The 18721-nt window shown below is 41.3% G+C and carries 16 protein-coding genes; 14 read left to right on the top strand and 2 right to left on the bottom strand.

Features of this window, described 5'->3' with window-relative positions:
* Nucleotides 1-93: 93 nt before the first annotated feature.
* From H5180_RS21880 to glmU, 10 genes are all read left to right on the top strand, one after another.
* Nucleotides 94-474, top strand: coding sequence for an ATP synthase subunit I (locus tag H5180_RS21880; RefSeq protein ID WP_182759105.1), 381 nt, complete (start codon nucleotides 94-96; stop codon nucleotides 472-474).
* A 15-nt stretch (nucleotides 475-489) separates the two neighbouring features.
* A complete protein-coding gene (gene atpB, locus H5180_RS21875; protein WP_145241691.1) occupies nucleotides 490-1332 on the top strand; it encodes a F0F1 ATP synthase subunit A in 843 nt (280 codons plus the stop codon).
* 68 nt (nucleotides 1333-1400) lie between these two features.
* Nucleotides 1401-1634, top strand: a complete 234-nt coding sequence (atpE, locus tag H5180_RS21870; protein WP_009838908.1) for a F0F1 ATP synthase subunit C — start codon at nucleotides 1401-1403, stop codon at nucleotides 1632-1634.
* 52 nt (nucleotides 1635-1686) lie between these two features.
* Complete coding sequence (atpF, locus tag H5180_RS21865) at nucleotides 1687-2157, top strand: F0F1 ATP synthase subunit B (protein ID WP_145241689.1); 471 nt, start codon at nucleotides 1687-1689, stop codon at nucleotides 2155-2157.
* 15 nt (nucleotides 2158-2172) lie between these two features.
* A complete protein-coding gene (atpH, locus tag H5180_RS21860; protein ID WP_145241687.1) occupies nucleotides 2173-2706 on the top strand; it encodes a F0F1 ATP synthase subunit delta in 534 nt (177 codons plus the stop codon).
* Nucleotides 2707-2720: 14 nt separating this feature from the next.
* Nucleotides 2721-4262, top strand: coding sequence for a F0F1 ATP synthase subunit alpha (atpA, locus tag H5180_RS21855; RefSeq protein WP_145241685.1), 1542 nt, complete (start codon nucleotides 2721-2723; stop codon nucleotides 4260-4262).
* A 60-nt stretch (nucleotides 4263-4322) separates the two neighbouring features.
* Entirely contained in the window at nucleotides 4323-5183 is an 861-nt protein-coding gene (gene atpG / locus H5180_RS21850; protein ID WP_145241683.1) for a F0F1 ATP synthase subunit gamma, read from the top strand.
* A 33-nt stretch (nucleotides 5184-5216) separates the two neighbouring features.
* Nucleotides 5217-6602 (top strand): F0F1 ATP synthase subunit beta, encoded by a 1386-nt coding sequence (gene atpD, locus H5180_RS21845; protein ID WP_145241681.1) that lies wholly within the window; start codon nucleotides 5217-5219, stop codon nucleotides 6600-6602.
* 13 nt (nucleotides 6603-6615) lie between these two features.
* Nucleotides 6616-7038: a F0F1 ATP synthase subunit epsilon gene (locus H5180_RS21840; RefSeq protein ID WP_145241679.1), complete on the top strand. Its 423-nt coding sequence runs from the start codon at nucleotides 6616-6618 to the stop codon at nucleotides 7036-7038.
* A gap of 317 nt (nucleotides 7039-7355) precedes the next feature.
* Nucleotides 7356-8714 (top strand): bifunctional UDP-N-acetylglucosamine diphosphorylase/glucosamine-1-phosphate N-acetyltransferase GlmU, encoded by a 1359-nt coding sequence (gene glmU, locus H5180_RS21835; RefSeq protein ID WP_182718519.1) that lies wholly within the window; start codon nucleotides 7356-7358, stop codon nucleotides 8712-8714.
* Between the two features lie 59 nt (nucleotides 8715-8773).
* On the opposite strand, the gene H5180_RS21830 is transcribed toward glmU, so the two are convergent.
* Together H5180_RS21830 and H5180_RS21825 are read right to left on the bottom strand one after the other, a co-directional pair.
* Entirely contained in the window at nucleotides 8774-9517 is a 744-nt protein-coding gene (locus H5180_RS21830) for a siderophore ferric iron reductase (RefSeq protein WP_145241675.1), read from the bottom strand.
* Nucleotides 9518-9532: 15 nt separating this feature from the next.
* Nucleotides 9533-11620, bottom strand: coding sequence for a TonB-dependent siderophore receptor (locus tag H5180_RS21825; RefSeq protein WP_182759108.1), 2088 nt, complete (start codon nucleotides 11618-11620; stop codon nucleotides 9533-9535).
* A gap of 129 nt (nucleotides 11621-11749) precedes the next feature.
* On the opposite strand from H5180_RS21825, the gene H5180_RS21820 reads away from it, so the two are divergent.
* The 4 genes from H5180_RS21820 to H5180_RS21805 are packed head-to-tail and all read left to right on the top strand — an operon-like array spanning nucleotide 11750 to nucleotide 18240.
* The gene (locus tag H5180_RS21820) at nucleotides 11750-13336 is read left to right on the top strand and encodes an aspartate aminotransferase family protein (protein WP_259398814.1); all 1587 of its coding nucleotides are present in this window, start codon (nucleotides 11750-11752) and stop codon (nucleotides 13334-13336) included.
* Nucleotides 13329-14645, top strand: coding sequence for a lysine N(6)-hydroxylase/L-ornithine N(5)-oxygenase family protein (locus tag H5180_RS21815; RefSeq protein WP_182759104.1), 1317 nt, complete (start codon nucleotides 13329-13331; stop codon nucleotides 14643-14645). The genes H5180_RS21820 and H5180_RS21815 overlap by 8 nt, the downstream gene beginning before the upstream one ends.
* Nucleotides 14642-15838 carry an MFS transporter gene (locus H5180_RS21810; protein WP_182759103.1) on the top strand — a complete coding sequence of 399 codons (1197 nt, stop codon included), beginning with the start codon at nucleotides 14642-14644 and terminating at the stop codon, nucleotides 15836-15838. The genes H5180_RS21815 and H5180_RS21810 overlap by 4 nt, the downstream gene beginning before the upstream one ends.
* The gene (locus tag H5180_RS21805; RefSeq protein WP_182759102.1) at nucleotides 15838-18240 is read left to right on the top strand and encodes a GNAT family N-acetyltransferase; all 2403 of its coding nucleotides are present in this window, start codon (nucleotides 15838-15840) and stop codon (nucleotides 18238-18240) included. The genes H5180_RS21810 and H5180_RS21805 overlap by 1 nt, the downstream gene beginning before the upstream one ends.
* The last annotated feature ends 481 nt before the right edge of the window (nucleotides 18241-18721 follow it).

Raw genomic sequence — 18721 nt, 5'->3', positions numbered from 1 at the left:
ACACCGACTCAAGTTGCAAAACTGGTAGGAATCAGTATAATTTCGCCAGTTTTCATGCCCTGACAATTAGATTGCCACTAAGGTTAACTAAACGTGACAAATAAGTTAGCGAGGCCATATCGGCTTGCCGCATTAAAATTAATATGTCTTCAGGGTGTTGTAGCATTAGTTGCTGCTGTAATCATTTTTGTTGGTTGGGGAGTAGATGCCGGCCTTTCAGCTATCGCTGGAGGCACTGTAGCGGTGCTCCCTAATTTTGTATTTGTTATCTATGCATTCCGTTATATGGGTGCTAGTAAAGCAAAACAAGTGTTTGCCTCGTTTAAACGCGGCAACGGATTAAAATTTTTGCTAACAATCTTTTTGTTTGCGCTGATATTTAAACTGTATCCGGTAGTCTTTTTGCCATTTTTTTGTAGTTTTATATTAGTGATGTTCGTTGGATTGTTCGCGCCAGTTTTTTTTAATCATTAACTTTTGGGATATAACATGGCTGCAGGTGAAGAGCTAACTCTAACGGGTTACATCAAGCACCACCTAACCAACGGTCAGGTGCGTCTATCCGACGACCCTAACAATTGGTGGATGGTACTTAATGTCGATACCCTAGCATGGTCTATCGGTTTAGGATTGATCTTTCTATGGATCTTCAAGCGCGCTGCGAATAAAGCAACGCTTGGTGTTCCTGGTAAATTTCAGTGCTTTATCGAGATGGTCGTAGAATTCGTTGACTCTAACGTGAAAGATACCTTTCACGGTAAAAGTAAACTAATTGCCCCTCTTGCTCTGACAATTTTTGTCTGGGTATTCTTGATGAACTTAATGGATTTAATACCTGTTGATTTCCTACCAACTGCTGCGGCATTGATTAGTGGTGAGTCTTGGGATGTTATTTCAAGCGGTCAATCGCATACTTATATGAAAGTGGTACCTACAACCGATCTTAACTTAACGTTAGCAATGGGTTTAGGTGTATTCGCACTTATCATCTTTTATTCGATTCGCGTTAAAGGCGTTATGGGTTTTGTTAAAGAACTTACATTACAACCGTTTAACGTTAAGAACCCAGTGGTTCAAGCACTATTTATTCCAGTAAACTTGTTACTAGAGCTAGTAACCTTGTTTGCTAAGCCAATCTCATTGGCACTACGTTTATTTGGTAACTTATACGCAGGTGAATTGATCTTCATTCTGATTGCAGCGATTGGCTTATTCCAATTACCACTGCACTTCGTATGGGCTGTGTTCCACATTCTCGTAATCGTATTGCAAGCATTCATCTTCATGATGCTAACAATTGTATACCTGAGCATGGCGTCAACTGATCATTAATCAGACGTCAGTTCAATAAAGATTTTTTTACTTAAACTTTAAACTTTGAAAATTAATCGGAGAAAACAATGGAAATCGTACTAGGTCTTAAATATATCGCTGTAGCGTTACTTATCGGTTTTGGTGCTTTAGGTACTGCTATCGGTTTTGGTAACTTAGGTGGTAAATTCCTTGAGTCTGCTGCTCGTCAACCTGAGCTTGCACCACAACTACAAGTTAAAATGTTCATCGTAGCGGGTCTTATCGATGCTATCGCGATGATCGGTGTAGGTATTGGTCTATACATGTTGTTCGCACTTTAATATTGAAAAAATACTTTATCCGCGATCAACTATTGACTAAGGAGGAGTGGTTGTGAGTTTAAACCTTACTCTACTCGGCGAATTAATAGCATTTATCGTTTTTGTTTGGTTCTGCATGAAGTTTGTGTGGCCACCACTTAACGGTGCTATTGAAGCTCGCCAGAAAAAAATTGAAGATGGTTTAGCGGCCTCTGATAAAGCTGAAAAAGATCTTGAACTTGCTCGTAAAAAAGCAACTGCAGAACTTAAAGAAGCTAAATCACAAGCTGCTGAAATCATCGAGCAAGCTAAGAAGCGTGCAACGCAAATCGTAGACGAAGAGACATCTCGTGGTCACGACGAGCGCGAAAACATCATTGCTCAAGGTCATTCTGAAATTGAAGCCGAGCGTAACCGTGTTAAAGAAGAACTGCGTAAGCAAGTTGCTACTTTAGCGGTTATCGGCGCACAGAAGATTCTAGAGCGCGAAATCAATGAAGCCGCGCACAGCGACATTGTTGAAAAACTTGTAGCTGAGCTTTAATAGGAGGGTCTGAGCATGTCTGAATTGACTACAATCGCTCGCCCATACGCTAAAGCGGCCTTTGAATTTGCCGTTGAAAAAGGCGTAGTTGAGAGTTGGAATGATATGTTGTTTTTTGCTTCAGAAGTGGCGAAAAATGAACAAGTCGCTCAATTCCTAACTGGAAGCGCCTCTGCTGATAAGCAATCAGAAATTGTTATTTCTGTTTGTGCAGAGCAACTCAACGAATACGGTCAAAACCTTGTAAAGGTGATGGCTGAAAATGGACGTTTGACCGCCCTACCAGCTGTTGCACAATTGTTCTCTGCTTTTAAAGCAGATTACGATAAAGAGATTGATGTTGACATCACCTCTGCAACAACCCTTGCTGCAACGCAGCAAGAAACACTGGTAGCGGCACTTGAAAAACGTTTCGCACGCAAAGTTAAGCTGAATTGTAGTGTTGACGAATCACTTGTTGGTGGCCTTATGATTAAGGCTGGAGACACAGTAATCGACGGCACTGTTCGCGGTAAATTAAACCGTTTAGCCACTACACTACAATCGTAATTGGGAAGAAGAGCATGCAACTTAATTCCACTGAAATTTCTGATCTGATCAAACAACGTATTGAGAAGTTCGAAGTTGTAAGTGAAGCTCGTAACGAAGGTACAATTGTATCTGTTACTGACGGTATCATTCGCATCCACGGTCTTGCTGACTGTATGCAAGGTGAAATGATTGAGCTTCCAGGCAACCGTTATGCTATCGCACTAAACCTTGAGCGTGACTCAATTGGTGCAGTAGTAATGGGTCCATACGCTGACCTTACAGAAGGCGTAAAAGTATACACAACTGGTCGTATCTTAGAAGTTCCTGTTGGTGCTGGTTTACTTGGTCGTGTTGTAAACACACTAGGTGCACCTATCGACGGTAAAGGCGCTTTAGATAACGACGGTTTTGAACCTGTAGAAAAAATTGCACCGGGTGTAATCGAACGTAAATCAGTAGATGAGCCAGTACAAACTGGTTATAAATCTATCGATGCGATGATCCCAGTGGGTCGTGGTCAACGTGAACTTGTGATCGGTGACCGCCAAACAGGTAAAACTGCACTAGCAATCGATGCAATCATCAATCAAAAAGACACAGGCGTTAAGTGTGTGTACGTAGCGATTGGTCAAAAAGCATCTACTATTGCTAACGTAGTACGTAAATTAGAAGAGCACGGTGCATTAGCAAATACTATCGTAGTTGTTGCATCTGCTTCTGAGTCTGCGGCACTTCAGTACTTAGCACCGTTCGCGGGCTGTACTATGGGTGAATACTTCCGTGACCGTGGTGAAAACGCATTAATCGTATATGATGATTTATCTAAGCAAGCAGTTGCTTACCGTCAAATCTCATTGCTACTTAAGCGTCCACCAGGTCGTGAAGCATACCCAGGTGACGTATTCTATCTTCACTCTCGTCTTCTTGAGCGTGCATCGCGTGTAAACGCTGAGTACGTTGAAAAGTTCACCAATGGTGAAGTGAAAGGTAAAACAGGTTCATTGACGGCATTGCCAATCATTGAAACTCAAGGCGGCGACGTTTCTGCGTTCGTACCGACTAACGTTATCTCTATCACCGATGGTCAGATCTTCTTAGAAACTGACTTATTCAACTCAGGTATCCGTCCGGCAGTAAATGCTGGTATCTCGGTATCGCGTGTTGGTGGTGCTGCACAAACTAAAATCGTTAAGAAACTAGGTGGCGGTATTCGTCTAGCCCTAGCTCAGTATCGTGAATTAGCTGCGTTCTCGCAGTTCGCGTCTGACCTTGATGATGCAACTCGTGCTCAACTTGAGCATGGTGAGCGTGTAACAGAGCTAATGAAGCAGAAACAGTACGCGCCAATGTCTGTTGCTGAAATGTCTTTGTCGTTATTTGCAGCAGAGAAAGGTTACCTTCAAGATATCGAAATCGTTAAAATCATGGATTTCGAAGCTGGGTTACTTTCTTATGCAAACAGCACATACGCAGAGCTTATGGCTCAAATCAATGAAACTGGTAACTACAATGCCGAGATCGAAGCGCAGCTTAAAGAACTTCTAGAGAAGTTTAAATCTACGCAAACTTGGTAATTTAGTTATAAATGGTGCGCTTTAGTTCGCTAAAGCACACCTTGATTCGGAGAAAGAGTCATGGCCAGCGGAAAAGAGATTAAAAGCAAGATCGGTAGTATTAAAAATACTCAAAAGATCACTAGCGCTATGGAAATGGTTGCTGCGTCTAAAATGAAAAAGGCACAGGAACGAGTGGCTTCAAGCCGTCCGTACGCTGAAAATTTACGCAAAGTGATCGGTCATGTTGCTAATGCTAACCTTGAATATCGCCATCCATATATGGAAGAGCGTGAGGTCAAGCGCGTTGGTTATATCGTCATTTCTACCGACCGTGGTTTATGTGGTGGCTTAAACTCTAATGAGTTTAAGAAAGTATCTTTAGATATCAAAGCGTGGAAAGAAAAAGGTGTTTCTGCAGATTTCGCAGTTATGGGCTCAAAAGCCGGCACTTTCTTTAACCGTTTTGGTGGAACAGTACTTGCCAAAAAATCAGGGTTAGGCGATGCGCCTTCTATTACCGACGTAATTGGTCCGGTAAAAGTAATGCTAGAAGCATTCAATGAAGGCAAATTAGACCGCTTGTATGTGGTTTACAACAAGTTTGTAAATACCATGAAGCAAGAGCCAACAATCGATCAGTTGTTGCCTTTGCCAAAAGACGAAAGCAAAGAACTTGCACACCGTTGGGATTACATTTACGAACCAGATCCAAAAGCAATTTTGGATACATTAATGGTTCGTTTTGTGGAATCTCAAGTATACCAAGGTGTAGTTGAAAATGCTGCCTCTGAACAGGCCGCCCGTATGGTTGCAATGAAAGCTGCAACTGATAACGCAGGCGACCTTATGGATGAGTTACAGCTTGTTTATAACAAGGCTCGCCAAGCGGCAATCACACAAGAAATTAGTGAGATTTGTTCTGGTTCAGCAGCAGTTTAATGCTTCGGGCAAAGATTAACGAGAGGAATAGACATGAGTTTAGGTAAGGTCGTCCAAATTATCGGCGCCGTTGTGGATATTGAATTTTCACAAGACAGCGTGCCAGCCGTATATGACGCGTTAAAAATAACAGATGGCGATTTAGCTGGTTTGACTCTAGAAGTTCAACAACAGCTAGGTGGCGGTGTGGTACGTACTATCGCACTAGGTACTACTGACGGTTTACGCCGTGGTGCATTAGTATCAAACACAGGTGAAGCGATTCAAGTTCCAGTTGGTAAAGCAACGCTTGGTCGTATCATGAACGTACTTGGTGAGCCAATCGATGAAGCTGGTCCAATCGGCGAAGAAGACCGTATGTCTATTCACCGTGCAGCGCCTTCATACGAAGAGCAATCAAGTTCAGTAGAACTTTTAGAAACTGGTATCAAGGTAATCGACCTTGTATGTCCATTCGCTAAAGGTGGTAAAGTTGGTTTATTCGGTGGTGCCGGTGTTGGTAAAACCGTAAACATGATGGAACTTATTCGTAACATCGCAATCGAGCACAGCGGCTACTCAGTATTCGCCGGTGTTGGTGAGCGTACTCGTGAGGGTAACGATTTCTACCATGAAATGAACGATTCAAACGTACTTGATAAAGTATCGCTTGTATACGGTCAGATGAATGAGCCTCCAGGTAACCGTTTACGCGTAGCGTTAACAGGTCTTACTATGGCTGAAAAGTTCCGTGACGAAGGTCGCGACGTACTTTTCTTCGTAGATAACATCTACCGTTACACACTTGCTGGTACTGAAGTATCTGCACTTCTTGGTCGTATGCCATCAGCGGTAGGTTACCAGCCTACACTTGCTGAAGAAATGGGTGTACTGCAAGAGCGTATCGCATCTACTAAGACGGGTTCAATCACTTCAATCCAAGCGGTATACGTACCTGCGGATGATTTAACGGATCCATCTCCAGCAACAACGTTTGCTCACTTAGATGCAACAGTAGTACTTTCGCGTGATATCGCGTCACTTGGTATCTACCCAGCGGTAGACCCACTTGATTCATCTTCACGTCAACTTGATCCATTAGTAATTGGTCAAGAGCACTACGATACAGCACGTGGCGTTCAGACAGTTCTTCAGCGTTATAAAGAACTTAAAGACATCATTGCAATCCTAGGTATGGACGAGCTTTCTGACGAAGATAAGCAACTTGTATCTCGTGCACGTAAAATCCAACGTTTCCTATCTCAGCCATTCTTCGTGGCAGAGGTTTTCACAGGATCACCGGGTAAATACGTGTCACTTAAAGACACAATTGCTGGCTTCAAAGGCATCTTAAACGGTGAATTTGATGATATGCCAGAGCAAGCGTTCTACATGGTTGGCTCTATCGAAGAAGCTCAAGAAAAAGCCAAAAACATGTAATTAGGAGGGTAGTATGGCAGCTATGACTGTACATCTTGACGTAGTAAGCGCAGAGCGGAAGTTATTCTCTGGTCTGGTTGAATCGATTCAAGTAAGCGGTAGTGAAGGTGAACTAGGTGTAAACCCAGGACATGCGCCACTATTGACTGCCCTTAAACCTGGTATGGTACGTTTAGTAAAGCAATTTGGTCACGAAGAAGTAATGTATGTTGCTGGTGGTACTCTAGAAGTGCAACCGAACATAGTGACTATTTTGGCTGATGTAGCGGTTCGTGGTGAAGACCTTGACGAACAAGCAACAGAAGCAGCTAAACGTGAAGCTGAAGCGCAAATGGCGAATTCTTCAGCCGCTGAATTAGATTATCAACAAGCAGCAGTACAACTTGCAGAAGCAATTGCACAGCTACGCGTTATTCAGCAATTACGTAAAAAGTAAGCCTATCTGGTTTTCAAAAAGCCCACTTTATGTGGGCTTTTTTGTGCTTGAAATATACTGCATTGTTATTTTATTAGAACGCTATCATTTTTCTAAACTCTACTTTTACAGCTCTTTATCATTATTTTTACTTATATCCTTCATCGATCCCCGTTACAATATAACTAATACAAAGCAAGTTGTGATTTCAGCTTAGATTCAGTGGCTACTGCTAGATTGCCATTGAGTAAGTGCACATGATGTGACTTACGTAATCTTTTTGAATTTACACGCGCTTATTTATTTCAATAAAACAAAGAAAGAAGGAAATTGTTTTAATGTCACTTACTACTGTAATTCTTGCTGCGGGTAAAGGTACTCGTATGCGCTCTGCTCTACCTAAGGTGCTGCATAAAGTTGCCGGTAAACCTATGGTGCAACACGTTATCGATAATGCTAAAGCACTCGGTGCGACATCTACTAACTTAGTTTTTGGTCATGGCGGCGAATTATTACAACAACAACTTGCTGACAACGATGTAAACTGGGTACTTCAAGCTGAGCAGCTTGGTACTGGCCATGCAGTGGCACAAGCAAACCCACATATTAATGATGAAGACACTGTATTGGTTTTATACGGTGACGTACCACTGACAAAGCAATCAACCCTTGAGCGTTTACTCGCTGCCACACCTAAAAACGGCTTAGCCGTGCTTACTGTTAATTTAGCTAACCCTAATGGTTATGGCCGTATGTTACGTGTTGATGGCAAGCTAGTGGGTATTGTTGAACAAAAAGATGCAAGCGCAGAGCAATTACTTATTAACGAAGTAAACACTGGCATTATGGCTGTAAACGGTAAACTGCTGAAAAGCTGGTTAGGCAACTTATCTAACGAAAACGCGCAAGGTGAATACTACCTCACAGATATAGTCGCAATGGCGCACAGTGAAGGTGTAGAGATAAGCTCAGCACAACCAGATCATCCAATGGAAGTTGAAGGTGCAAATAACCGCGTACAACTTGCAGGCCTTGAACGCGCATATCAGTCGTGGCAAGCCGAACAGTTAATGCTTAATGGTGCAACGCTTGCCGATCCTGCTCGCATTGATGTACGCGGCGAAGTGACAACGGGTGAAGATGTATTAATTGACGTAAACGTTATTTTTGAAGGTAAAGTTACTCTTGGTAATAACGTTGAAATTGGCCCTAACTGCGTACTTAAAAATTGTACGATTGGCGATAACGTAATTATTAAAGCTAATACCTTAATTGATGATGCAAGCGTAGCCGACAAGTGTACTTTGGGGCCTTATGCACGTCTGCGCCCAGGTGCGATTATGGAAGAAGACTCGCATATTGGTAACTTTGTTGAGATGAAAAAAACCCGTTTAGGCAAAGGCTCTAAAGCAAATCATCTTTCTTACTTAGGCGATGCTGAAATTGGCGAAAAAGTAAATATTGGTGCCGGTACTATTACCTGTAACTATGATGGCGTAAATAAAGCCAAAACCATTATTGGTGATAATGCCTTTATTGGCTCTAACTCATCGCTTGTTGCACCGGTAAACATTGGCGCAACAGCAACAGTTGGTGCAGGTTCTGTGATCACCAGCACAGTTGAAAATGAACAGCTAGCAATCGCACGTTCAAAACAGCGCAACTTAACCGGTTGGAAACGCCCAGTTAAAAAGTAAGCGCAGTAGTGTTTACCTTAGCTAGAAAAGCGAGTTTATACTCGCTTTTTGCTTTTTATTTAGCTGTAACATACTGCTATTAACTCCTGTTGCATCCGTTGAACTTTAATTTGCTGAGGTTGTTTTGGGCAATTAGCGCACTTTGCAACATTACCTATTTGGTAATGCAAACAACATGTTTTTCGCGTTAATGCTAATGAGTCTGAGCAAGCTGTAAGCATAATAAACTCCCCCGCCTCTGAGATATCGAGAGCATGCAACCAGTGCGCTGCCATTACATGAATATTAAACTGCGGCTTTCGCTTTGCATGAAGTAGTAGTATTGCTAATAGCGTGTCAGCTAATAAGGACATCGCCAAACGCTCATTAAGCCTTGCAACGAGGTTTAAATCTGTGAGTAACTTAACAACATAGCGTTTCAAGTGGGCAGCCATATCCGTTACTGCCTGTTGCTGGTTTTGATGGTACTGCGCTTTTATAGTGGATAGTTGCAGCCCTGCAATAACACCTTGCTGATAGTGTTGCTTAAAGTTTTGCAAAGAAAAGCTCATATTAAGTTCATGAACGCTGATAAGCGCTAAATAGACAGGTTGCCAATACAGCATTCCCCAGCTTTTGATTGCCCAATAACTGCGCCCAGCAGCGGGGTATTGCTGCTGCCAATACTGGTGTAACCTTGCAACCAGCAATGAACTCGATTGTATATCGAGCCAATCTGTTGATTGTTCTGGTACTTTTAAAGCACTGTGGTAGCCCTTAGCAAGATTTAACAGCTTACTAAGGGCGAGTTGTTCAGCGTTCATAACGAGTTTAGATACTTAAAATGAGGCGTTTAAACTAAGCTCAACACTGCGCTCAGCGCCCATCCAACAGCCATTTATATCAAAACAAGCACCCACATAACGTTTGTCTGTTAAGTTACTCACGGCTAAACCGATTTTATAGCTGTCGTTAAAACGATAGCTAGCGGCAGCATCAAGCAAGGTATAACCCGGTACTGTATCGGAATTTAAGGCATCTAACTGACTTTCACCGACATAACGTACACCGCCATTAAATTCCAGTGCATCGTTAAAGAAGTAATTTAACCACATTGAGGCTTGTTGCTCAGCTACCCAAATTGGTGTTTTACCTTCCAATGCCGGGTTTTGTGGATTATCTATTACCTCAACATCCATATCTGTTAGATTTACAGTAACATCAAGAGTGTCTGTGAGTTGCTGATAAACACTGATCTCAAAACCCTTCGATTGTACTTCACCATTTTGTGTGTATTTCATAAAGTCTGGAGTGTTAACCACCACATCTTGTTTGCGCAAATCAAAAAAGGCCGCGGTTACTTTAGTTGTTGCATCATTGTTGTGATATTTCATCCCGACTTCAATTTGCTCTGCGGTCGTTGGTTTAAATGCTTTGCCAGTTAAGGTATCTACCCCCGAAGTGGGCTCGAATGATTCTGAGTAACTGGCATAAGGAGCAATGTTATTATCAAAGGTATAAATTGCTGCCATACGAAAAGTGGTATCGCTTTGATCGATTTCTTGACTACTAGATATACCGCTTTTCGTATCATCTGTAACACTGTAGTAATTATCATAACGAAGGCCAGCAATCACTGTCAGCGCATCGAGCTTTATCTCATCTTGAAGATAAAAACCGCGTTGAGATTGCTCTAAACGGCTAAATTGACGATAGCTATCTAAAGCGGCTGTAGTAGCTGCATTAAACTGGCTGTGATCTGGATTTGATAAATCAAGTGTTGGCGTATTTGCACCAAAAGTATCGGCATAGTCAAATGTAGAATCAAGGGCTTGATATTCAAAGCCAAATAATAGCTGATGATTAGTCTTCGCTAAACCAAATTGCACAGCGAGTTGGTTATCAACCACGAAGCCTTCCGCGTCTTCAATGGTTTTATAGGCAGTACGAGTTAAAATTTTATCTGCATCCGCTAAGCCGAAGTCATAGCTATTTTGTTGCGTGGCATCGGCATTGGTATAACGAAAGTTTTGTAAAAACGAAATTGAATCTGAAAATTCATGATTTAATTTATACCCGATCATAGTGACTTCACGAGCAAACTCAGCCCAGTTTTCATCGCCAGCATACGCATCAGCATCTAACTTACCGTAACTGGCTTCGTAAAGTGTGCCTTTCGCGGGTAATGGCGTTGATGGCACCATTTTAGGATCGTCTTGATAATATAAGTTAAGGTTTAAGCTTGTTTGCTCACTTATCTCAAAAGTTACTGAGGGCGCAATGGTGATTCTTTCTTCTTCGGTTGTTTGCTGTTGGCCGTCGCGGCTACGGGCAAGTGCAATAAAGCGATAATTAACGCCGTCGGTAATAGCGCCTGTGCTATCTAAAGCTAATTCAGCCAAGCTATTGCTACCAATTCGGGCTCTAATATTGTGCTCAGAGGATGCTTGTGGCGTTTTTGCTGTTTGGTTAACCATGCCACCTGGAGGTGCCGATCCGTATAAAACCGATGCTGGGCCTTTTAAAATTTCGACACTTTGTGTTGCATACGCATCTACTTGTGGAGCTAAGTTATAAGCTAGGTTGTATTGCAGCGGTAAACCATCGTAAAAATTACGGTAACTTTCAAAACCACGAATCGTATATTGGTCAAAAATCGTTACTGTACTGCGATTTTCAGGTGTGATCCCAGAAACATAGCGCAATGCTTCATTAACGGTATCTACTTGGCGTAACTCTAGTAATTTATTGTCGTAAACCTCAAAACTTATAGGCGATTCAATCGGCGTCAAACTCGATTTGGTCCCTGTTGAACGATAACTTTTTCCATATACTTCAATACTTTCTATGTCGTCTGCGGCTGGCTTTTCTGCAGCAAATCCATAGTTACTCATTAAACATAATGATATTGCAGATAGTCCAAACATTGATTTTTTTAACACAATCACTCCTTAAATTTTACTAGAATTAAACCATTGACACCCTATTGGAAACGCGATTAGTATACATTCTCATTTAGATTTATCAATTATTTTCAATTAAAGGTGATCGTGCTCATGGTTCAGTTAAATGTGTTACTGGCGGATTCACAGCAGCAAGCTTCAACTAATGAAGCAAGTTCAATGCTTAATTCAATGTTTAATAAGGAAAATATAGATAATTTTAAAATAGGTCTTGAGCAGGTTATGCAATTGTTGGAGCAAACAATCGCAACACAACAAAAACCATTTAGCGGTATATTACCGCAGGAGCTAGCTAAAAAATTTATTGGTATTGACCTTAATCAACCGCTGTTTGATATACCGGACGCACTAGAAGAAGTTGCTCAGCTTTATCTTAAAGATGCTGTTTATTTTAATAATCCACGCTATCTCGCGCATTTAAATTGTCCGATTGTTTATCAAAGTATCCTTGCTGAATTGCTCGCTACTTCGATTAATACTGCTGTAGAGACCTGGGATCAAAGTGGTGGTGCCACTTTTATTGAACAAAGTATCGTAGATTGGACACTCTCAAAACTAGCGCTTGGTGAGCTGGCTGATGGCGTATTTACCAGTGGTGGTACGCAATCTAATTTGATGGCGATGTTGTTAGCTCGTGATTTTCAGTGCCAGTTATATGCAGGGCATACTAATAAACAGCAAGGTTTACCACACGACTTTAAACGACTAAAAATTTTCACCTCAAAAGTTAGCCATTTTAGTATTCAAAAAGCCGCCGCAATTTTAGGACTTGGTTACGATGCTGTTGTAAGCGTTCCGTGTGATGAATATTTTAGAATGGATATGACCGCTTTAAATCAGGCAATCGAAGACTGTCAGCAACAAGGCGATATCGTTATGGCCATCGTTGCAACAGCTGGAACAACTGATTTTGGTAGTATCGATCCATTAACGCAGATAGCTGAAATAGCTAAGCGCTGTGGTGCGTGGCTTCATGTTGATGCTGCTTATGGCGGGGGCTTATTAATAACGCCCAATAATAAACACAAGTTAGCGGGTATTGAATGCGCAGATTCGGTCACTATTGATTACCATAAGTCATTTTTTCAGCCTGTTAGCTGCAGTGCTTTTTTTGTAAAAGATAAGCAACATCTATCAGTTGTTACTTATCATGCCGAATATTTAAACCCATTAAGTCAGCAACAAGCGGGAACGCCAGATCTATGCAATAAGAGCATTCAAACCACACGACGTTTTGATGCGTTAAAGTTGTGGTTTTCACTGCGTACGGTAGGAGCTCAAAACTTAGGTGTAGCATTTGAACAAGTGATGCATTTAGCACGACAAGGTTATTTGTTATTAGCCTCTGAAGCAGATATTGAAATTATTCATCAGCCGCAGTTAAGTACACTGGTATTTCGTTTTGTTGGCGATAGCGGTGCTACAGATAGTGAATTGGACGCCGTAAATAAATATATTCGTAAACAGTTATCTCGCCAAGGTGAGGCGTTGATCGCGGCAACTAAGGTAGCAGATAAACAATATTTAAAGTTCACCTTACTGAACTGTGCCACCACTATCAATGATATCCAGCAAGTTGTAAGGCTTATAAAGCAATATGGTTATCAATACTTAGCAAGTGATTTAGCGAACGAACATGCTCCTTTAAGTCTTGCACTGGAGGAAGTTAGCTATGGATAAGTCCATTTATGATGTTATTGGTATTGGTTTAGGGCCATTTAATTTAAGTCTGGCATGTTTAACTGCGCCACTTGATGGAGTCAGCAGTCTCTTTTTAGATAAAAAAGCTGAGTTTAATTGGCATCCAGGCATGATGCTTCCTGAGGTAAGTTTACAAACCCCCTTTATGTCTGACTTGGTAACGCTTGCTGACCCAACTAGCCCTTATAGCTTTTTAAACTATATAAAGCAGCAAGGTCGACTGTATTCTTTTTATATTAGAGAAAACTTTTTCTTACTTCGCCAAGAATATAATCAGTATTGCCAGTGGGCAACAAAGCAGCTGCCTAATATACGTTTTAATTCAGAGGTTCAGCATGTTGAGTACAGCCAAGACGAAGATATTTATATAGTACAAACAGCAGAACAAGTGTATCTAGCTAAACATTTAGTGTTAGGCACCGGGCCGGTGCCACGTCATCCTCAATGTGCTCAAGCATTTAAGTTGCAAGAGGGGGTTATTCATTCTAGCAACTACTTAGCCAATAAAAGTCAATTACAGCAAAAACAGTCGATCAGCATTATTGGTAGCGGGCAAAGTGCCGCTGAGATTTTTTATGATTTATTACAAGAGATTGATCAGCATAATTATCAACTAAATTGGCTTACTCGTTCTTCACGGTTTTACCCGCTCGAATACACTAAATTAACGTTAGAAATGACCTCACCAGAATACGTTGATTATTTTTATCAATTACCAGAACAAAAACGCCAGCAGTTAAATCGTCGTCAGCATAATCTCTATAAAGGTATTAATAGCGAATTGATCAACAATATTTTTGATTTGCTGTATAGCAAACGGCTAACAGCTAAATTGCCAGTAAGCTTGCACACAAACTCGGCATTGATTGATATGACCTACCTGAGCCACCAGCAGGGTTTTGAACTTAGCTTAGAGCAAACTGAACAGCAGCAAGGTTATTCACTAAACACCCAAAGCGTTATTTTTGCAACGGGTTATCAGTCTTACCAACCGAGCTTTTTAGCAGGGATCAGTCATTGCATTGATAGTGACGACGCGGGGCTTTATCAAGTTGCTCGTAATTACTCAATAGACAAGCAGCATCAACGTATTTTTGTACAAAATACAGAGCAACACACCCATGGTTTTGTGACTCCTGATTTAGGCATGGCATGTTATCGCAACTCTTGTATTATTCGTGCGATCACCGGACATGAATATTATCCAATAGAACGTAAAATAGCTTTTCAGGAGTTTGCTGCGCCCAATTATGAGTTAAGCGACGAAGTAGAGCAGTTTCGCGCATGAGTAAGCAGTTTAAAGTTTTGTTGATCGCGGTAACGGTATTTGCAGTGCTCAGTGATTCAATGTTATTGCCGTTTTATCCTACTTTCTTTAGTGCGGTATTTAATATAAGTGACCCTGCCTATGTTGGCACTTACATTGCTGCCAGCTGCTTTGTTGTCATGGTCTGTTTTCCTATTTGGGCCTTCATTAGTAAATACATTAATGTGCTACCTTTATTGGTTTATAGCCAAATTGCTGCGGGTGTATTTAGTGTCAGTAGCTTTTTTGCTAGCGACTTAAATTGGTTTTGGTTTTCCTCCATGGCTATGTTTGCTTTTAAAGCTAGCTATTTACTGGTTTATCCATACTTAATGAGCTTGGAAGCGAAAACAAATCACGTTACGACGATTGCAATGCTTAGTGTTGTGGTGCACTTTGGCGCCATACTTGGCGCACTTGCTGGTGGCTTTGTGTTATCGGCTCTTCCTGGCAAAGCCGCATTTTTAATAATGGCTCTAAGCGATTTTACTCAGGTTTTTGTGTGCGCCTATCTCATAAGATTAGCGCCTAGTAAAAATCAGTCGCCTCCAGTAGCAAAAACATCAATCACTTCATCAAGTCGTTGGCCTGTATATCAACTTGGCATTGTTATGTTGTGCTTTTACTTTAGTGCTTTTTTGATCCGGCCTTTTTTTGCGGCATATTGGCAAAGTATTAGCGACACCTCCAGTATCGTCCTCGCGAGTATGGTGTTTTCTATCCCTGCTTTTATGGCATTGCTTGCGCTGTGCTTTAATCAGTGGCGGCAGCAAACAAATCGCAACCCCATCAACTTATTAGTTGTCTTTATGTTGATCATTACAGGCGTTGCATTACAAGCCAGCCCTCTTTACTTAGTAGTGATCGCAGGACGCTGCCTGTTCGGTCTATCGCTATTCATTATTATTGTGCGTCTTGATCTGCTGCTTTACCAAGTGAGTACGCCAGACAAGTACGCTGAAGATTTTAGTAAAGTCAGTTTTTGCCAAAGCTTAGGTGTACTTTTAGCTTCTTACTGCGCGGGTTTGCTGGTTAAAAGCTCTGGTTTAGTAATACCTTTTTGGGTCGCCGCTGGTGGGCTCGCTATATCCGCTTGTTGTTTATGGCTACTGAGCAAGCAAAGTCGACGCCATACTCCTTGCGCCAATCTGGCATCCACCACGAGGGCTCAATAATGTCCATTACAGCAGCTGTTTTTTGTCAGCAGTTTACTAATATCGCAGAGCTTAGCTTAAGGCCATTTAGCCTAGCACAAGATCTCGCGTTAATTCACCAGTGGGTTACTCAGCCTCATGCACAGTTTTGGGGCATGCAGGAATTTACCATTGAGCAGTTACAGCAAGAATATCAAAGCCTGTTAGCACATAGTGATATTTATATCGGCTACGCAAACAATAGCGCGTGTTTTTTAGTTGAGTTATATGACCCTCTATTAGATGAAATAGGTAATCATTACCCCGTCAAAGCAGGTGATATTGGCATGCACATTCTGATTGCCCAAAGCAATAACAAGGTGCATGGCTTTACTTGGTCGGTGTTTCAACTGGTGATGAATTTCATTTTTGCTAATGACAAAAATCAGCGCGTTATTGTTGAACCCGATATTCGCAATAACAAAATTCATTGTTTGAATACTAAAGCCGGCTTTCGTTATCAATCTGCGGTTAGGTTAACTCATAAAACCGCACATCTCGCATTTTGCACGCGTGATAACTTTTATCACGCATTAAATAAGGATAATACTATGAAGCACATTCCCCTGAGCCCAGAGCAAGCCGTCAGTCATTTAACGCCACAGCTATGGCGGCATGTAAATAGGTTACATGTTCGCAAAGCTTTGAGTGAGTTTGCTCATGAGCGGCTGATAAAACCGCAATTGACCAATGAAGATGCAGATTGGCAATATTTTGAGCTCAGTACAGACAAAGAAACCATTGTTTATCGCTTTAAAGCCAAGCTGGGGTATTTGAATCACTGGCATATAGCAGCAGGCTCAATTGAAAAACAAATAGATAACCAAGTCGCCGAGCTCGATTCAATCGCCTTTATTTGTGAGTTACAACATAGTTTAGGTATCAGCCAAGCTATGCTGCCTACTTATTTAGAAGAGATAGCCAGTACTTTATATGGCAGTGCTTATAAGCATCAGCTGCCAGCATTGACTGCCGAGCAACTCACCACTGCGGATTTTCAACAGGTAGAGAGTGCGATGACGGAAGGTCATCCTTGCTTTATAGCAAACAATGGTCGAATAGGGTTTGATACCAATGATTATCGCCAATACGCACCAGAGACTGGCGCGCACTTACAGCTGGTTTGGCTAGGTGCGCATAAAGATAGAGTGGTGTTTTCGACCACCGATGATTTAGATTATCAAACACTCATAACGCAAGAGCTATCGACGCACACCATAGAGTCATTTAAGCAAAAGCTATTAGCGCGTGGAGTAAATAGTGACGATTACTTCTTTTTCCCCGTTCATCCTTGGCAGTGGTTTAATAAACTCGCGTCGTTATTCTCTAACGATATTGCTGATCAGCATTTGGTTTGCTTAGGATACAGTGAAGATGAATATCAGCCGCAGCAGTCTATTCGTACTTTTTTCAATAAAACACATCCGCATAAACGCTATGTAAAGACCGCACTGTCAATTTTGAATATGGGATTCATGCGTGGTTTATCGCCTTATTATATGAGTGCAACTCCCGCAATTAACGATTGGGTAGCACAAGTAGTATCACAGGATCCGTACTTAGCTGAATCCGGTTTTACAATTCTGCGTGAGGTTGCAGCAATTGGTTATTATAATCACGCTCTAGAAGCCGCAACCGATCAATACAGCCCATATCGAAAAATGCTTTCTGCACTTTGGCGTGAAAGCCCAATGCCAAAGATAAAGAGTAATCAGCGCTTAATGACCATGGCGTCGCTGCTGCATATAGATAATCAAGGACAAGCGTTATTACCTGCTTTGATAAAATCAGCCAAGATAGGTACTCATATATGGATTGCTAAATATCTAAAAGCATACTTAGATCCACTCCTTCATTGTTTCTACTCCCATGACTTAGTCTTTATGCCTCATGGTGAAAACTTGATCCTGTTACTTGAGAACAACATTCCAGCCAAAGCAATAATGAAAGATATTGCCGAGGAGATAGCTATTCTTAATAAAGATTTAGTACTGGCGGATAATATTCAACGCTTAACTGTGGATGTGCCCGATGAATTAAAAGTGCTGTCAATTTTTACAGATGTGTTTGATTGTTTCTTTAGGTTCGTGGCTGATATCCTTGATCAGCAAAACGACTATTCAGAACGAGACTTTTGGCAACAAGTTGCAGAGTGTGTAATTAGCTATCAACAATCACACCCAGAACTAAAAGATAAGTTTATCAAGTACGATCTATTTAGTGCTGATTTCACCTTGTCGTGTTTAAACCGATTACAGTTAAGTAATAATCAGCAAATGATAGATTTGGCAGATCCGGCAAAAAATCTTAAATTTGAAGGAAAATTAATCAATCCGATAGCCGCATTTAATCCAATTAAAAAAGATAACAGTGCAACAGTTTAATAATTGCTATTTAGCTATGAGATGGATCAGGTCTGTATGCGCAGCTTGGTTGCTCTCATAGCTGAAAATTTAAGCGAAAATAACGCTGTAACGCCTTGTTTGTATGCCTTTTGAGCAAATAGTTAATTAATTTAATAAAACTGAAATAAAGCGTTGACGGCCTCAAGAATATCCCTATAATGCGCATCCACTGACCCGGCAGGCAGCAATGAAAAGCGCTGAACAAACGGTAAGTAAGTCGAGTAAAACTTAGCTTTGAAATCTTTTAAAAGAAACTAAAAATTAAGTGTTGACAAAAAGATAGGAAAGCGTAATATGCGCAGCCCTAGCGAGATAAAGTTTAACTTTAACCGCAGCGTTCTTTAACAATATAAAGCAATCATCTGTGTGGGCACTCGTACAGATTGAGTTCTAACAGCCGAGCTTAGTTCGCTAAGCAAGGCAAAAAATTTAGAGTCTCAATTGAAACTGAGTGACCAAC

Origin of the sequence: Pseudoalteromonas sp. SR41-4, assembly GCF_014163985.1 — a bacterium.
Lineage (GTDB): Bacteria > Pseudomonadota > Gammaproteobacteria > Enterobacterales > Alteromonadaceae > Pseudoalteromonas > Pseudoalteromonas rhizosphaerae.
This window is presented reverse-complemented; position numbering and strand designations above follow the sequence as displayed.

Excerpts from the sequence above, each read along its gene's own strand:
- atpB (WP_145241691.1), top strand. The coding sequence starts at position 490 with ATGGCTGCAGGTGAAGAGCTAACTCTAACGGGTTACATCAAGCACCAC.
- atpE (WP_009838908.1), top strand. The coding sequence starts at position 1,401 with ATGGAAATCGTACTAGGTCTTAAATATATCGCTGTAGCGTTACTTATC.
- atpH (WP_145241687.1), top strand. The coding sequence starts at position 2,173 with ATGTCTGAATTGACTACAATCGCTCGCCCATACGCTAAAGCGGCCTTT.
- atpA (WP_145241685.1), top strand. The coding sequence starts at position 2,721 with ATGCAACTTAATTCCACTGAAATTTCTGATCTGATCAAACAACGTATT.
- atpG (WP_145241683.1), top strand. The coding sequence starts at position 4,323 with ATGGCCAGCGGAAAAGAGATTAAAAGCAAGATCGGTAGTATTAAAAAT.
- atpD (WP_145241681.1), top strand. The coding sequence starts at position 5,217 with ATGAGTTTAGGTAAGGTCGTCCAAATTATCGGCGCCGTTGTGGATATT.
- H5180_RS21840 (WP_145241679.1), top strand. The coding sequence starts at position 6,616 with ATGGCAGCTATGACTGTACATCTTGACGTAGTAAGCGCAGAGCGGAAG.
- glmU (WP_182718519.1), top strand. The coding sequence starts at position 7,356 with ATGTCACTTACTACTGTAATTCTTGCTGCGGGTAAAGGTACTCGTATG.
- H5180_RS21830 (WP_145241675.1), bottom strand. The coding sequence starts at position 9,517 with ATGAACGCTGAACAACTCGCCCTTAGTAAGCTGTTAAATCTTGCTAAG.
- H5180_RS21825 (WP_182759108.1), bottom strand. The coding sequence starts at position 11,620 with ATGTTTGGACTATCTGCAATATCATTATGTTTAATGAGTAACTATGGA.
- H5180_RS21820 (WP_259398814.1), top strand. The coding sequence starts at position 11,750 with ATGGTTCAGTTAAATGTGTTACTGGCGGATTCACAGCAGCAAGCTTCA.
- H5180_RS21815 (WP_182759104.1), top strand. The coding sequence starts at position 13,329 with ATGGATAAGTCCATTTATGATGTTATTGGTATTGGTTTAGGGCCATTT.
- H5180_RS21810 (WP_182759103.1), top strand. The coding sequence starts at position 14,642 with ATGAGTAAGCAGTTTAAAGTTTTGTTGATCGCGGTAACGGTATTTGCA.
- H5180_RS21805 (WP_182759102.1), top strand. The coding sequence starts at position 15,838 with ATGTCCATTACAGCAGCTGTTTTTTGTCAGCAGTTTACTAATATCGCA.